The sequence below is a fragment of the Proteus sp. PR00208 genome (assembly GCF_016238545.1).
Classification (GTDB): domain Bacteria; phylum Pseudomonadota; class Gammaproteobacteria; order Enterobacterales; family Enterobacteriaceae; genus Proteus.
This window is the reverse complement of sequence record NZ_JAEHQE010000007.1, coordinates 101,915-118,301: the sequence shown is the minus strand read 5'-3', so window position 1 is coordinate 118,301 and position 16,387 is coordinate 101,915. Positions and strand designations below refer to the sequence as shown.

Below are 16,387 nucleotides of genomic sequence, written 5' to 3'. Positions count from 1 at the left end.
ATTTATCAAAAAATGTAACCATTTGTTTAATAATTATTTTTTTATATAACCTTGTTAACATTTTTTATATTGATATAAATCATTATAGGTAGAAGGGTTATAACTTAACATATATATACAACTTTACTTGTTGTGAAAAATGTTAGGGTAATGTCAATGTCAAAAATTAAAAATAATACTTCTATTACTGAAATGAGTCGGCGTGGATTCATTCAGTCTGCAGCCGTTATTTCTGGTGCTGCTGCTGTTGCAGGAACGGTTTCATTACCATTCGCTGCTAATGCTCAAACTCCCCAGGGTATTCGTCCTGATGAGACATCTGAAACTATCAAATACAGTGCATGCTTAGTGAACTGTGGTAGCCGTTGTCCATTAAAAGTTCATGTGAAAGATGGCGTTATTCGTCGTATTTCTAATGAAACTATGTATGACGATTCAACATTTGGTCTTCACCAAATTCGTCCGTGTCTGCGTGGTCGTTCTGTGCGTTGGAAAACATATAATCCCGATCGTTTAAAATACCCAATGAAGCGTGTTGGTAAGCGTGGTGAAGGTAAATTTGAGCGTATTTCTTGGGATGAAGCCACTTCAATCATCGCGGAAAAATTAAAATATACCATCGAAAAATACGGTAATGAGTCTATTTATTACCAATATGGTACAGGCTCTACAGGTGCAAACTTACACGGTAGAACGGCATGTAAACGCTTATTAAGTACTGTTGGTGGTTTTTTAAGTGACTATGGTACTTATTCATACTCTCAATTAACCGGTATTGTGCCTTATGTTTATGGTGACATGCTGGAATCACTGTTAACAGAAATTGAGAATTCAGATTTAGTTGTGATGTTTGGTCATAACCTTGCTGAAACACGTATGTCTGGTGGTGGTCAGTTCTATGAAACGTTAAATGCGTTAGATAAGAGCAAAAGTAAAGTTATCATTATTGACCCTCGCCGTACCGACAGTGTGACAACATTAGGTGCAGAATGGATCCCTATTTATCCGGGTACTGATGCTGCGTTAGTCGCTGCATTAGGCTATGTGATGATCCAAGAAGGCCTCACCGATGAAGATTTCTTACGCGAATACTGTGTCGGTTGGGATAAACAAACACTACCTGCATCAGCACCTGAAAATGGCTCTTATAAAGATTACATTTTAGGTAATGGCCCTGATGGCATTGCAAAAACACCAGAGTGGGCAAGCAAATTAACTGGTATTTCTGTTGCACGTATTATCCAATTAGCGCGTGAAATTGGCGGTGCAAGAGCTGCGTGGATCTCTCAAGGTTGGGGTATTCAGCGTACTTCAAATGGTGAACAAGCCTGTCGTGCGATTATGATGCTACCATTAATGTCAGGTCATATTGGTCGCCCTGGTACAAATACAGGTTGTTGGGGTGGTAACGTTGCTTATCCAGTTGCAAGTTTTGCTCTACCTAACCCAGTTAAGACCTTGATCCCAACATTATGTGGTCTGAAGCAATTGCTCGCGGTGAGCAACTTACCAGCAAAAATGCGGGTGTCAGAAATAAAGATAAGCTCGATACGGGTATTAAATTTATGTGGTGTTATTCCAGTAACGTGATTGGTAACCAACACGCTGACTTGAATAAAACACATGATTTACTGCAAGATGAATCAAAATGTGAGTTTATTTTAGTGTGGGATAACCACATGACACCATCTGCAAAATACGCTGATATCTTACTGCCAGATGTGACAACCGTTGAGACAAACGATCTTATCAATAACTCTTACGCAAGTGGTGCTTACCACTATGTCGTCCGTTTACAAAATGCGATTAAACCACTTTGGGAAAACCGCCCTTGCTATGATGTCTTAACTGATATTGCAGAAAAGATGGGCACCAAAGAGCAATTCACCGAAGGACGTACTTACGAAGAGTGGATTGAATATTGCTATAACCAAATGCGTGAGAAAAACCCAGCACTGCCTACATTTGCAGAAACTAATGATGTAGGAATTATCGATCGTAAATTACCTAACCGTAATCAATACGTTGCACTTGAAGCATTCCGTCAAGATCCTATCGCGAATCCATTAAAAACAGCGTCAGGTAAGATTGAAATTTATTCTGAAAAGCTTATGCAAGATACCGATGGCTGGATTTTACCAGAAGGCGATCGTATTCCTGCAATTCCAGAATATTGTAAAAATGAAGAAGGCGTTGAAAACGTTAAGCTTAAAGAGAAATTCCCTCTGCAAATGACGGGTTTCCACGATAAAGGGCACGTTCACTCAAGCTACTATAACGTTGCTATGTTACGTGAAGCTATTCCTCATCAATTCTGGTTAAACCCAATTGATGCAGCTGAACGTGGATTAAAATCTGGCGATATTGCTGAGATTTATAATGCTCGTGGCCGTTTAAATATTCTCGTCAAAGTGACAGATCGTGTATTACCTGGTGTGATTGCAGTACCGCAAGGTGCATGGCGTTCACTTGATACAACAGGTGTAGATACAGGTGGATGTATTAATACATTAACAAGCTGGCACCCATCGCCGTTTGCTAAAGGAAATCCACAACATACAAACCTTGTTGAAGTGAAACGTGCATAAGGAGTTAACTCATGAAGCAATATGGTTTTTATTTTGACTCCACTAAATGCACTGGCTGTAAAACGTGTCAAGTCAGTTGCAAGGATGAAAAAGATTTAGATTTAGGCCCTAAATTCCGCCGTGTTTATGAATACGGTGGTGGTAGCTGGGCAAAACAAGACGGGATCTGGACACAAAATATCTATAGTTATTATTTATCAATTTCTTGTAACCATTGTTCAAACCCTACTTGCGTTGCAGGTTGCCCAACTGGCGCTATGCATAAACGTGAAGAAGATGGCTTAGTGGTTGTTAACCAAGATATTTGTGTTGGTTGCCGTTATTGCGAATTGCGTTGCCCTTATGGTGCACCACAATTCGATGAGAAGAAAAAACTCATGTCTAAATGTGATGGTTGCTACGAGCGTGTAGCACAAGGCATGAAACCGGTTTGTGTTGAGTCTTGTCCTCAACGTGCACTTGATTTTGATGATATTGAAGTGATCAGAGCAAAACATGGTACTGAATGTGGTATTGCACCAATGCCTGATCCTAGCTTGACCAATCCAAATATCGTGATCAAAGCCCACAAAGAAGCGAAACCTTCTGGTGATAAAACCGGCTCAGTTCAAAATGCGGCGGAGGTATAAACCATGCATGAACTTCCTCTAGTCTTTTTTACTGTTTTAGGTTCGTCAGCAGCAGGCCTGTTTCTTATTGCTTATATCAGTAAAAAATTAGGTCAAATTGATGAAAACCAACTGCGTAATGCTAATATTTTAGCCCTGATTTTAACATTAGTTGGCTTAGGTATTGGTGGATTACACGTTGGTCAGCCACTGCGTTTTTTCAATATGCTCTTAGGCGTTGGTCGTTCTCCAATGAGTAATGAAGCGTTTTTAAGTGGTGTGTTTACAGGTTTTGCTTTTGCAACTGTTGCACTCACTATGATGAAAAAATGGAAGGGCTTACGTGAAATTTGTAACCTACTTACCGTAGTTTTTGGTCTAGCATTTGTTTGGTCAATTCCACAAGTTTACCATATTCCTACAATTGCTAACTGGAACACAGACTACACCACATTGCAATTTTGGATGACGCTATTAGTTGGCGGTGGTGTATTAGCAATGGCAACAGGTTCAAGACGTTTAGGCGCATTGTCCTTTATTATCGGTGCCATTATCACTTTTGCTACTCGCTCTGGTTATGTGAGTTTCCTTGGCTTTACAGGCCCAGAACTCAGCGCTGACCAATCTCTATTTTGGGGATTCCAATTAGCTGTATTGGCATTAGGTGTGGTTATCGTAGGATTTACTGCAGTAAAAGCCCAAGCATCAAAAATGACGCTGGCAACTTGTGCTGCTGCGGTCATTATTGCAGAGTTATCAGGTCGTATTGCATTCTATAACTTATGGCATATTACAATGTAGTCTTAATTTTCTTACAAAGTAATCCGTAAGAGAAATAAACGAAAATGCATACCTTTTTAGGTATGCATTTTTTTAGAATGCAGAGCCCGGTTGCTGTAAAAAGGCTAATTCTTCGGGTGTAGACGTTCGGCCTAAAATCTCATTACGATGAGGATAGCGACCATATTTATCAATAATTTCTTTATGTCGCAGTTCATATTGATATGTGTTTTCATCATTAAGCTGAGAAAACAAGGTAACCGCATCTTGATGAATTTTAGATGATTCTGAATGCATAAATGGCATGATAATAAACTTACGTTTAACAGGTGTTAAAGTCAGGTATTCAGGTAATCGGATAGCTTCTTGCGCTAAGATTAATGCCATATTATCTTGGGCAAAAGCTTTTGGCGTATCACGCCAAATATTACGTGAGAACTGATCAAGAATAATAATCTCAGCTAAGCGCCCTTCTATTGTTTCTCTCCATGATGCCAGCTCGCCACGACTCGCACTTAAACATAATTCACCAAATCTGCGGCTAATTTCTTTATCAAACTGAATATCTTTTTTAAACCATTGCTCTGGTGTGCATTCTTCAAACCAAAACGTCAAAGTTGATTGATAAGGGATCATAAAAACTACCACGCTAGTTATTTATTAATCAAAACAGCGTTTATTTTCATCAAAATAAACGTCATTGGCGGATTACGACTTTGGTAAGTTACCATTTTAATATAGTGACGGCTATTAACCCCTATCCGAAAAAGACATAAAAATAAATCCCCTTTTCAATCTTAAAAGGGGATTTTAAATGCTTCCTAGCTAACGCTTAAATCCATTAAGTCGCGCCATCCATAAGCTCATTTATCTACAAGTATGTATAAAATGGCATTCATCCCATTTATTACATTCTGTCGATATCATGATGTAATATAATTAACCTGTGCACTTTACAAACATTGAATTTATCTCTTCATCACTATCCTGCCTTAAAAATCAGCATTTAAAAATTTTAATTTTTATAGTGAAACCACTAAAAAAGATCGATACCATTTTGTTCTATTTTTTAATAACCCTCTTTTCAAAACAATAAAGGTTGTTACAAATAATAAGCTAAATCAATGCATTAAATTTTATCTTTTTGATTTTTAGGCTTTAACCTTGTTATTATCTTGTGTGACTACACCGCAAAGAAATCGGAGATCAAAAATGAGATGAATGTTTAAAATTTGCACATTAGTAATGACATTTATTGAAAAGTTTGCCCTATTCCTCTGTTTCTTTAACAATTTTGGAGTACAATTGTTGCAGTCTATTTACTGAATGATCTGTTATGTCTGCTATCTCTATTATTGGAATAAGCTACCTTATTGGGGCTGTAATATCGTTTATTATTACTTTCTTTTTAACCAAAGATCCTAGCCTAGCCATGCGCCTTTTAAGTGCATTATTAATCGCCTTAACTTGGCCTCTTAGCTTCCCTATGGCACTTATCTTCTCTATTTTTAGTTAATTTTTCCAAAATAAAACGGATAATGTAGTTATATTCTATTAAATTAGAATAATAACTATTTATTATTCTACGGATAATTACTTATATTAATTTAATTATAAAAATAACACATTTAGCTTAGATTTTATTAAAGAAAAAATATTTAATGGTTGGTTTAAAACTTAAATAACATCAACTTACGCTATATATATCAATTAGTTAAAGCTAGATCGGTTTTTCAAAAATATAGATACCCGTTTAAATACACTTTATAAGTTACAATGTTTTTATAAATTTACAATCAAACTTAATTTCATTACAGTATCTAATGTAAATTGGTTAAATGCCTTTCTTTTTATATTACCGAAAATAAATTATTAATCAGAGCCTAAATATGTTTAGCGAAAATGTCATTACAGATATTATCTATTGGATTGAAGAGAATTTAGAAAAAGATCTCAAACTCGAAAATGTCTCACAGAAATCAGGATATTCGAAATGGCATCTTCAACGTATGTTTAAAGAACAAACAGGTCTGACATTAGCCTCTTATATTCGAGCAAGGCGTCTTTCTTGTGCTGCGGTCGAATTACGTTTACAAAGAACACCACTACTTGATATTGCGTTAAAATATCGTTTTGATTCTCAGCAGACATTCTCAAGAGCGTTTAAAAAACTGTTTAATATAACGCCTTATAATTATCGTAGAAAAGAGAATTGGCAAGCTCACGGCTTTACACTACCGTTAAGAAAATTTAGTGGTTTTAACCTCGATATTGAGATTGTCACAATAGACTCTCTTCCATTAATCGGTATAGAGCATACCTATAAAGCAAATATGATTGATTGGAATTTTAGTACAGAAAAAGCGCGGGAAGATTACTGGAAGATTTTCTTTCAATATGCACTTTATAAACATGATAAAGTCTATGCGGTACATAATATTTTATCTAAGAAAAATGATGAATTAACCGTTAAATATTCAACTATGATGGGTAATACGCCTGAAATTTATAATGCTCAATTGACTCATCGAACTCAGATAGAAAACACAAGATATTTAAAATTTAGTATTCCTGAAGCATTATTAAAATTAGATTATAAAGATATCATCTATAACACCTATGGTATTTTACTTAGAAAACTCAATATACCAAGAAAGAACGGTGCTCCAGATATTGAAGAGTATATTTTTAAAGATGATTATCCTATTTCAATTCTTTTAAACAAACCTGCATCACTATTAAAAGATGTTAATTATTATATTCCAATTGAAGTGGATGATAAGGACAAAAGTAAGATAAAAGAGTAGTTTTATCTTATTGCTGAAAAGCCACCTATAAAATAGGTGGCTTTTTTATGAAATTTTTTATCTCCATTTTTATAAAAATAAAGGTTGATTTTTATAATTTAATATTATGAAAAATTTAATTAATCTGGTTTTTTAGGCCATTCAATGTTTTCTTCTTCGAGATTAATTATTGTTAATTGATAACGATATTTTTTCCATTTTTCTAATTTATCAATATCTTCTTCTTTTATATACCCCCCCTCTCTTGCATCTTTTAACGGTTCAATTATAAAAGATGCTACATTAATTAAATGTTTTCTTTTTTCTTCTTGATTAGCAATTATTTCTTTTTTATCTAGTGGTTTAGGAGCATTTACTTTTCCATATTTCCCTGATATACAAAGTCTATAAATTTCTCTTCCAATAAATTCACCATCATTAGGGGTCGCAAAATAAGGGATTACCTTATCGAAATTAGTTAATTTCACTTCACATTCAACACCATTCTCTAATGGAATAATGTTATGCTGTTGTATATTTCTAATATATTCAATCATTTCTAATTCCTTTTATTTTAAGCAACTCTTACAAATAAAGTAGTTCCACCATATGGTTTAGGTCTAGATCCTCTATCTCCGGATGTCGTAGCTAAAGCTTTCCATGAGCCACTTACTGTTCCTGATTGTAATATAGTGTAGAAAGCATCTTCTGTAGAAGATGTTGATACATAATAATTAGTTACCGATGCTCTACTAATATTACCTCCAGAGATAATGGCACCAACACTAGCAGAGTTTGTATTACCTAATATATAACTACCAATCCCTCCTTCAATATTAGCGGTTTTAGATAAATAACGAGCATCAGCTTGAGCTTGAGTTAAAGCACCTACATCCCCAGCTGTTAGCGTAATATCTGAATTTAATTGTTTACCATTAACTTTACGAGTATTAGGTACTCTATTATTTGCATTTGTATTTGCATTATTAGCAGTATTCTGGGCTGTTGTAGTTAATGTTTTCACTTCATTAATTTGTGCTGATGTTGCAGCACCAACATCATTAGCTGTTAATACAATATCTGCAGATAAAGTTTTACCATTAACTTTTCGACCTGATGGCACATAATTTCCCTTCGGCTGATATTTTCCATCTGATTCACCTTTGGAATATGCGCCCACATCAGCTGCGGTCGGTTTATTTTGACTATTAAACTCTTTTGCCCATGGTGTAAAATTACCTTTATCATACTGACTACGAGAATAAATACGGCTCGTGTTATAAACATAATAAAGTTGAGTAATACCCGCATTTTTTAAAACAATTAATGTACCCGCCATGGTTTCTGGGTAATTTAAATTTGTAGTCGCATTTGCATTCGCTGGCTGAAAATAAATACCCGCTGTTTTATAGTTATTTAAATTTTGATTAGCGCCAATTGAAATCGCCTGATTAGAAAAAATATCTTGCGATGTTACCGTTACATCACCACTCAATGGCTTATCATTAACTTTACGTGTGGCAGCAACATAATTACCTTTCGCTTGATATTTATTATCCGCTTCAGATTTTGAGTAACTATAACCCGCTACTTGGTAATTCCCTTTCCCCTGATATTTACTATCAGATTCAGCTTTAGTATAGCTTTCACCTTTAGTCGCATAATCGCCTGACGGTTGATAACTTCCTTTTGGCTGATATTTACCATCAGATTCTACTTTGGTATAGCTTTCGCCCTTAGTGGCATAATTTCCCGCAGGGGCATAATTCCCTTTCGGTTGATATTTCGTATCAGTTTCGGCTTTTGAATAACTATGACCTTCAACTTGATATTTACCTAGTGGTTGAAAGCGTTTGTCCGCATCGTCTTTAGAATAAGCGCCAACTTCATTCGCTGTAATATCCGCTTTTAATTCAATCCATGCATTACCAGCAATTGGCTCAACATTATTATTTTCAATTTTAGACTGCCAAGCTTTATTTTTATGATAAACCACACTACGAATAGGATAAGGTTTGCCTGTTTCCGACCACTTAGCAAAACCCTGCAATTGCATTTCACCAATAGACTCGGTGATATCGTGAAATAAACTATTCATTTTTTCACGTTCAATATCTTTTGCTGCTGGATCAGTAACTTGGTCACGTTCATAATCGTAACCATAACCTTGTGTATAAGACACAGAACCATCAGATTGAATTTCAACAGGCACAACTGTTTTATCCCCTTGTGTTGCAAAGGGGGTTTTAAATATTTTAGTCATAGGAATTATTCTCCGAAATTACTCTTCAGAAAGTTTTTACGATATTGACCATAACCAAAGGCCTTCTTGGTTACGATACGATATTTGACGCCCACGCCAGAAGGACGCGGCATTAAGTCGAAGTTTTCTAATAAAAGACGTAAACGTTCATCTGGATTAAAATTAAAAACATAATACATATACGTCATATCAAAAGGATCGAGCACAAAGACTTTGCTATCTTCACGCCAGAAAAAACGTTTAAGAAACTCATTAATATTGGTCACGGTAGGACTTTGAGTGAGATTAAAATAACGCATTCTCACCAGCATTCTTTTTTGATCTAAAGTCAGCGATAGAGTGTAATCCGCATTTCGTCTAAAGTTTGCCTTAAAATTGGTTTTCTTTTTACCAAAGCCAAAACCTATTTTATTTTTATCACTAGGAGGAATATCAATCCCTAAAGGCACATCTAAAATACGTGACCATACGGATAAACCAAAGTCGTTAGCTGTATCAATATTAAATACATCTCGATACCAGTTTTGCCAAAATGAAACCGTAGATTGATTAAAGTAAGCTGCTTTTAAATGTGCTAATGCTTTTAGCTTATCTGCATTTTCATATTGCCAGAGGATCGCTTTAAGTAGATCAGAATGAAAATCAAATTCTTGAATATTCATACGATCACCACTTGTACTGCCCCTTTTGGTAATCGGGCAATTTGATTAAGACCAATAGGAATTAATGCAACATTCCAATTCTTTCCATCTGTTGAAAGCTCCACTTTAGTGACAAATAAATGAGGCTCCACCGCATTAACCGCCGCTGAAATTTCAAAAGGGGAGACTTCTCGCCCGACCACCAACCCATTGTCTCCATCTATTTCACCCTGTACCCATTTCTCTAACGCATTAGGAATAATGGTTTGTGCATCAATATTGGATTTTTTTACAGAAACACGGCAAAACACCAATATTTCTTTCGGTCGTGAAAATTTAATAGGATATTCTTGACCACTTGCTGGCTCTATTACCTTTATTTCAATATCACCATTAAATGCAGCACCTATTGTTTTTGTTCTTAATAATGATTTAGCAATTTCATGGCTATCCCCACCTTCTATACACACGTAAATGCTATGCGGTAATAATGAAATACCATCAACAATTAACGCTTTATCATTAAAATTTTCACGAAAAGAAAGAGAATTAACGCCCTCTAATTCATATAACGAAGAAGTAATTGCTTCTGCAACGCTAACTGTATTTTTAGCGAGTGTTTGTTTACGCCGACGCCTTGCCTTTATATCTGACTCAGCATGACGACCAACAACTGCATGGGTTAAGTTATTCACTTTTTCCCATCCTAATACAGAACTTGCCACTTTATTTAATTGCCCAATACCACAAGTAATAGAGCCATATTCTTTGGCTCGCATATCGCCATTAATTTTCCCATTATTAGCGATAATTAATGGCGATAACGTTTCAAAAACAGCCCCCATTATTGTGAGTGCCTGAGAACCTTTAGGAATAATAGTACCGGGAATACCCGTAAACTCGACATCACTTAAATAGGAATGTGTGGCATTAATACGCTCGCCGCCCATTAAAGCCCATATTGCATCGAGAAAAATACCGCCAGCAATATCTGGATTTATTTGATTTGCCAGTTCAGCATTATTACGAACAATCGCATCCCGATTTTCAATTTCCATAGTCGCCAATACTCCTTGTGGAGTTTCTGGCGATAAATTAATGGATTGACCAAATACAGCACGAAATTCGTCTTCTACACGATTTCGTAATGTTGATGTATCAGGAACAATCACACCTTTATTATTGATATAACGATAGTCAGCCATTCAATGTAAATCCTCCATATATCGTGCGTATATCTGCCTGATATTTCAATATTCCCTCTTCTAGAAAAGCATGGAAATAAGTGATAGAGACAACGTCCTCTATTTCAGCAATACGTTGTCGAAACGCCATTTCAAATAAAGGAAGATCAGCTTGTCGGCTAAATGTTGCTGACCAATAAGGAATACCTTTATCTTTTTTATGTAGCATTTCACCACGGACAGCCTTAATAAAATGCTGACAGAGATTTTTTACTGCATCATCGTTGTCACAAATTTGAAGGTTACCATCAACACCTATCGCAAAATCATTCTGCTGGTTTATTGAAAATGTCCTCATATTGGACTCCCTGTATTGTCTTTCCCTACTTGCACCCCACTATGGGTATGTGTTGAGCCGATATCTTTTCCGTTATGGCGCATCAGCCCACCTTGTGAATCACTATTACCATTTACAGCGTAATTACCATTAACAGTAACATTGCCAGTAAATATCGTTTCAGGTGCGTTGATCTCATATTTTGGGGTTTCTAATACAACTTTATCGTTATGGAGAGAGAAACAGACCGAACCATCCATTGACTGAATAACTAAGGCGTCAATGTTCTTCCCACCAATAGCCCATCCTTTGATTGTGTCAGGAAAAAACATAGCATCACTAAACGAATGTAATCGTGTTGTATTGGGTTGATCTTCTAAACCACCACGTTGAAAAATAAGGCTAATATCGCGATCACAGGCTTTTAACCAGCCAAAATCACCGGGTTTAATGGGGGCTCTAATAAAAAATCCACCGCCACCAAATCGAAACACAGGAATGTTAGCAACAGGGGCTCGAGAGATTTTTTCATCATCCGTAGTCAACATCATGACCAAGGGCTTTATCATGGCTCGGTTGGTTTTTTCATCATAATTAATGACAGTTGCGGGTAACATATCATCTGTATTCATCATTAAATGGCGAAATGCAGACGAAAAAGCCCCTGCCAGTGAACCAACACTAGCAATATCATTATTGGGTTTACTCATAGTTAAGCTCGTTTACATGTTGCGGTATAGGCAAAATCAGCATCATGAGAGGCAACTTTAAATTCAAGCTGCTCAATAATGTAATCGCCATTTAGTGAGGTATTTAGTTTGCTATCAAGGCGAAGCATTCCGCCTAATTCAGAGGTACTATCAATAAGATAACTCACCGTCAATCCACTCTCTGTGGCTTTAGGAATGCCAATCATGCCTGAATTCATATTCAAAATACGAAATCGGCTTTTTAATGCTTTATCGTCATCTTTTACGAATAACGTATCATCATCAATAAAAGCTTTAACATTTCCTGACTCTTGTAAACGCTCTATTTGATGTAATGCGGAGCCACAATAATACCAATTAGCAATATTCTTATCGGTCGCCTGAAAATCTAATTTCACACCACAGTCATTAGCAATGGCTAACGCGATTTCACTCAATTTTTGAATTGCGCCACCACTAGAAGAAATAATTTTCCCAGAACAATGATGGCTGGTTTTTGCAGATAACGTTACGGTGACATTCGGAGGAGAGTCTATTTCTGCACTGACGATATCGCCAATAAAAAGCGAAAATAAACCAGAGTTAATTCGACCAACTTCTAAATAAAGCCGCCGAGCTTGCTTATTTTTATTATAAGGGCTGGTTTCCGTCAGCAAATAATCCCTTGTCTCGGCATTAAGCCCTGTAATAGCGATTTTACATTCGTTTTGTAATGGATTTGCATATTTTTTTCCTCCTGCTGATATACGCAATCCTTCATACCATTGAAGCCTTTCGCCGACCTCAATCCCCACCCTTATTCGCCGAAGATCCATCTTCATTACTCCAATACACTAATGATTGTGTTTTTGTAAATTCCTCATACCACGGTAAAGCATCATTTTCTGTTAAAAAAACTAAATTAATCCCTTGGTTTAAATAACGATAAGGAATAATAGGTGTATTAGCGACCAAGCGAATACCTGTAATAAGTACTTCACCATCTCGCTCAATATCACAAAACATGGTTTGATTAGCGACCTTCAACGTAAAAATCCAATCAACACCAGCTATTTCGACAGAAAATCGCTGATTAGGAATAGCTTGTAATGGAATAGTTTGCATTTTATCTACCTCCTATTTTTCTTTTTTTCCTATTTGTGTTGATTTTTTACTTTTGACATTTCCACGATTGACTGTTGAGGTTTGCTTTGGTTTTTTTGTCGATTTAGAAGATTTTTTATTATATTCAGGCTCTATTGTTTTCCATTCTATAAATTTGAGTTTTAATTCGATGGCATTCACTTTTTGGGGATCTTCATCATGACTGAGGCTCTCTAACAACATCGGTTGATAGGTTTTGACTCTAGTTTGAATTCCCACCAGTGTGTGTTCGTCATAAAGCTGCTTGATAATAGAGTAACGATTCACAATATCACCCGTTAATAGTAATTCGACACTTATACTAATAGGATCAACAATGATGTGGTCGCTACGATTTTCACCATTTTCAACCGCAAATTTAATAACTTGGTGACTATCAGTAATCGAAACTTTCATCGGATTAACGCTATCAAATAGTGTTGCAAATGACTCTAAATCAAAAATTCTAACTTCAGTTATCATAATTAACTCTTACCTCCGCTAGAGTAGTGCTCTGAAATTTCTTTAGCAGCTTCATTTATCAATGTTTCATTAATCGCTTTCGCAACACCAGGCCCGTCAGTGGCTTGTGTTTCAATTCTAATTTCACCAATTTGAACATTACTTTCATTTTTAACGCTTGATTGGTTACTGATCATTTGACTGGTCATCGGGTTTAAACTATTTGTTGATGACAGTGTTAATCCATTATTTAACGCATTTACATCTTGTACTGGATTATAATAGGGTATTGCTGGCTTTGGTTGTGGAATGGTGTAATTGAGATTGCCTTCGTCAGATAATTGTCGCTCTACTTTTTGAACAACTTTTATTTCGTTTTCAGCATCCTCCATACCTAAAAAGCTTTTTGCTGATTGCCAAATCCCTTTTATTGAATCAATACCTTCATTAACCCAACCTAATATTTTCTCTATATATTCCCACATCCAACTAAATACACTAACCACAGCATCAGAGACAAAAACAAAAACATTAATAATTGATTGCCCCCACTCGATAATATTATTAATGCCTGCATTAAGCGCTATAACAAATTGATTAAATGCGTCAGATATATAATTCCAAGCAGCAATAACATGTTCAGCAATAGCCTTTGAAGCAATCGTTAAAGATTGAACAAAAACTTGCCATGCTTCCCATACAATCATTATTGCGTCTTTAAGCGCGGGGTATTGATCCAAAATACTGCCTATCATTGAATCATTACCATTAATAAAATTCATAATATCGTCATAGACGAGTTTAAATGCCGTCGCTAAGATGCCAATAACAGCAGCAATAGCTAATATAGGGAGTGCCGTTGCAAGTGTAGCAACTGCCGCAGACACCATTGCAGGTAAATAAAAAATGGCAACAGCACTACCAATAGCTGAAAAGAAACCGATAACAAAATCTTTATTCTCAATACAAAAATTAACTAATTTATCAAACCACGTTATTCCTTTTGCAAGAACGGGAATAATTATCTCTAAAAAGTTATTTTTTAATTGTGCTGCTAATTGATCAAACTTATTCATTACTGCATTAAGTTGAATAGAACTTTCGATACTTTCATCATTAATACCAGAAAATTGTTTTTGAACCCCCATTGTGCGCTCTAATTCTTCGCGCCCCTTCATCATTAATTCAATGGTTTTTTCATCGACAACACCCAGTTTTTCCAGCTCTTTTTGGGCACCATCAAAGCTCATCCCTTTGACTTTATCTGCGGTCTTTAAAAGTTGTTCGATAGGATCTTCTGTATCATTAAATGCATTGGCCATTGCCGTCAAATCAGCTTGAGCGGCCTCTTTTGTGCCCCCCATTTCAGCCATAACACCTGAAAATGCATCGATATCGATAGCTGCGATACCTATTTTTTTACTCAGTTTATCTAGCGACTCTATTTCTTTGGCGCGATCTAATGAAGCAGAAAAAACCTTTTGCAAAGTCCCCGTAATATCCTTAGCGCCAATGGCGTTAAGAATATAGTCCTTCATTTTCGCTGTGGTTTTCTGATAGCTTTTACCTGTTTCATCAACACTATCACCTAATCGACGTTGAGCCTTTGCTTCTTTAACTGCCGCTTCAATGCCTTGCGTTTGCATTGTGGTAATAAAAGTATCGTAATCAGCACCTAATTGTTTAATCAGTGCATCGATGACAATTTTACTTTCTTTATTTTTCTTTTCAGCTTCAGTTAAAGAACTCAACTCACCATTAAGTGAAGATAATTGCGCCTCCATTGCATCATATTCAGCATTCAGATTTGCTAAAATATGCGCTTCATCACCGCCACTATTATTGATCAATTCTCTTTGGTAATTTAAAACCGACATAGAATCTTTTAGAGTATCAATACTTTGTATTACTGAATTAATTTTATCTTGAGTTTCACTGATATTAAGATCAATATTTATTGGCTCATTAAGTGATAAGCCCAGCATACCCACTAAGATTTCTTGCAAGAATTTATCAAACTCTTGCGTTCCCATTAGTGCGCTTTTAACAATGCTTTGAATTGAGTTTTCAATAGTTACAGAAGCACTTGTCATTTCATCACTATTAAATGAAATACTTATGTCATGATCTTCGGGTAATTCCCCAAGATTGAGGTGAATTTCTTGAACAAAGTTATAGAAACTAGTAATACCTCCTGAAACCCCCTGTTCAATATTTTTCATTTCAACAAGAATTTCATCTGCTGATTTTCTAATATTTGCTAATGCACTATCAGATACTTCAGCCTCCAACATTAGTACCTGAGAAAATACCTGTAATAGAGACATTATCTCTCCTTTGACGCCGCAAGCGCCTCGTTATAACGATTAGTAATCGCGATCTCCCACAGATCAAAGGCTTCCTCTAGATCTATAGTTGTTTTGAGTTCTGTGAAGGAGGCGAAACCCGCGGAGATGATGACTGCAAAGAAGCCATCAGCGTTTTTATAATCGACGGGAGAGAACCGCTGAACTTGCCTAGCAGGTATTGTAGGAAATTTGGGCTCCCGTCTTTGCCGAAAAAACTGGTGTTGTATTTCAGCATTTCGAGTTCAAGACGAATCAAAGCTTCCCCATCAGGCACATGATTATCAATTAATGTGCTGGTTTTTAGATAAATCTCTTGCCCTTCTTTTTCAACTGCCACATAAGCCATCATTTTTAACATGGCTTCTTTGCTAACTTCATAATCGCCAATTTTAGGTGCATTTGATAAAGGATATTTAGCAAGAATTTCTCGCCCAATAGTTGCAGGTAATCGGCTAATAATAAAAGTATGTTCTTCACGATCACTATCAATAACAGTGATCTCTTTTGGTTTAATTAACATAATTAAATTCCATAAAAAAGGCGGCCGAAGCCGCCATT

Annotated in this window: 16 protein-coding genes and 1 pseudogene; 5 read left to right on the top strand and 12 right to left on the bottom strand. The window is 36.1% G+C overall.

The window, feature by feature from the left end:
• The first annotated feature begins 156 nt into the window (after positions 1-156).
• The 3 genes and pseudogenes from JEP36_RS07310 (at position 157) to JEP36_RS07300 (ending at position 3,997) form a co-directional block, all read left to right on the top strand.
• Positions 157-2,588, top strand: a pseudogene (locus tag JEP36_RS07310) (DMSO/selenate family reductase complex A subunit).
• 11 nt (positions 2,589-2,599) lie between these two features.
• Positions 2,600-3,217, top strand: coding sequence for a DMSO/selenate family reductase complex B subunit (locus JEP36_RS07305; RefSeq protein WP_023581764.1), 618 nt, complete (start codon positions 2,600-2,602; stop codon positions 3,215-3,217).
• 3 nt (positions 3,218-3,220) lie between these two features.
• A complete protein-coding gene (locus tag JEP36_RS07300) occupies positions 3,221-3,997 on the top strand; it encodes a dimethyl sulfoxide reductase anchor subunit family protein (protein WP_198619798.1) in 777 nt (258 codons plus the stop codon).
• A 72-nt stretch (positions 3,998-4,069) separates the two neighbouring features.
• Here the strand turns inward: JEP36_RS07300 and JEP36_RS07295 are convergent, their stop codons facing one another.
• A complete protein-coding gene (locus tag JEP36_RS07295) occupies positions 4,070-4,612 on the bottom strand; it encodes a DUF924 family protein (protein WP_198619797.1) in 543 nt (180 codons plus the stop codon).
• 700 nt (positions 4,613-5,312) lie between these two features.
• On the opposite strand from JEP36_RS07295, the gene JEP36_RS07290 reads away from it, so the two are divergent.
• The gene (locus tag JEP36_RS07290; protein WP_036912664.1) at positions 5,313-5,492 is read left to right on the top strand and encodes a GhoT/OrtT family toxin; all 180 of its coding nucleotides are present in this window, start codon (positions 5,313-5,315) and stop codon (positions 5,490-5,492) included.
• A 373-nt stretch (positions 5,493-5,865) separates the two neighbouring features.
• Entirely contained in the window at positions 5,866-6,783 is a 918-nt protein-coding gene (locus JEP36_RS07285) for a helix-turn-helix domain-containing protein (RefSeq protein WP_198625776.1), read from the top strand.
• Positions 6,784-6,902: 119 nt separating this feature from the next.
• Here JEP36_RS07285 and JEP36_RS07280 read toward each other — a convergent pair whose 3' ends face one another.
• The 11 genes from JEP36_RS07280 to JEP36_RS07230 all read right to left on the bottom strand — a co-directional run bounded on the left by JEP36_RS07280 (position 6,903) and on the right by JEP36_RS07230 (position 16,349).
• Positions 6,903-7,319 carry a tail fiber assembly protein gene (locus JEP36_RS07280; protein WP_198630035.1) on the bottom strand — a complete coding sequence of 139 codons (417 nt, stop codon included), beginning with the start codon at positions 7,317-7,319 and terminating at the stop codon, positions 6,903-6,905.
• Between the two features lie 17 nt (positions 7,320-7,336).
• Positions 7,337-9,025: a pyocin knob domain-containing protein gene (locus tag JEP36_RS17750; RefSeq protein ID WP_232805427.1), complete on the bottom strand. Its 1,689-nt coding sequence runs from the start codon at positions 9,023-9,025 to the stop codon at positions 7,337-7,339.
• 5 nt (positions 9,026-9,030) lie between these two features.
• Positions 9,031-9,687 (bottom strand): DUF2612 domain-containing protein, encoded by a 657-nt coding sequence (locus JEP36_RS07270; RefSeq protein WP_196533791.1) that lies wholly within the window; start codon positions 9,685-9,687, stop codon positions 9,031-9,033.
• Complete coding sequence (locus JEP36_RS07265; RefSeq protein ID WP_198630034.1) at positions 9,684-10,871, bottom strand: baseplate J/gp47 family protein; 1,188 nt, start codon at positions 10,869-10,871, stop codon at positions 9,684-9,686. Before JEP36_RS07265 ends, JEP36_RS07270 begins: the two co-directional genes overlap by 4 nt.
• Positions 10,864-11,208 carry a hypothetical protein gene (locus tag JEP36_RS07260; protein WP_198630033.1) on the bottom strand — a complete coding sequence of 115 codons (345 nt, stop codon included), beginning with the start codon at positions 11,206-11,208 and terminating at the stop codon, positions 10,864-10,866. The genes JEP36_RS07265 and JEP36_RS07260 overlap by 8 nt, the downstream gene beginning before the upstream one ends.
• The gene (locus JEP36_RS07255) at positions 11,205-11,897 is read right to left on the bottom strand and encodes a Gp138 family membrane-puncturing spike protein (protein ID WP_198630032.1); all 693 of its coding nucleotides are present in this window, start codon (positions 11,895-11,897) and stop codon (positions 11,205-11,207) included. Before JEP36_RS07255 ends, JEP36_RS07260 begins: the two co-directional genes overlap by 4 nt.
• Positions 11,898-11,899: 2 nt before the next feature.
• Positions 11,900-12,712 carry a baseplate hub protein gene (locus JEP36_RS07250; RefSeq protein WP_196533793.1) on the bottom strand — a complete coding sequence of 271 codons (813 nt, stop codon included), beginning with the start codon at positions 12,710-12,712 and terminating at the stop codon, positions 11,900-11,902.
• Positions 12,681-13,001 carry a phage baseplate plug family protein gene (locus tag JEP36_RS07245; protein WP_196533794.1) on the bottom strand — a complete coding sequence of 107 codons (321 nt, stop codon included), beginning with the start codon at positions 12,999-13,001 and terminating at the stop codon, positions 12,681-12,683. The genes JEP36_RS07250 and JEP36_RS07245 overlap by 32 nt, the downstream gene beginning before the upstream one ends.
• Positions 13,002-13,013: 12 nt before the next feature.
• Positions 13,014-13,502 (bottom strand): phage baseplate protein, encoded by a 489-nt coding sequence (locus tag JEP36_RS07240; protein ID WP_109373848.1) that lies wholly within the window; start codon positions 13,500-13,502, stop codon positions 13,014-13,016.
• A 2-nt stretch (positions 13,503-13,504) separates the two neighbouring features.
• A complete protein-coding gene (locus JEP36_RS07235; RefSeq protein WP_198630031.1) occupies positions 13,505-15,808 on the bottom strand; it encodes a hypothetical protein in 2,304 nt (767 codons plus the stop codon).
• Positions 15,809-15,890: 82 nt separating this feature from the next.
• Entirely contained in the window at positions 15,891-16,349 is a 459-nt protein-coding gene (locus JEP36_RS07230) for a hypothetical protein (RefSeq protein WP_198619790.1), read from the bottom strand.
• Positions 16,350-16,387: the final 38 nt, after the last annotated feature.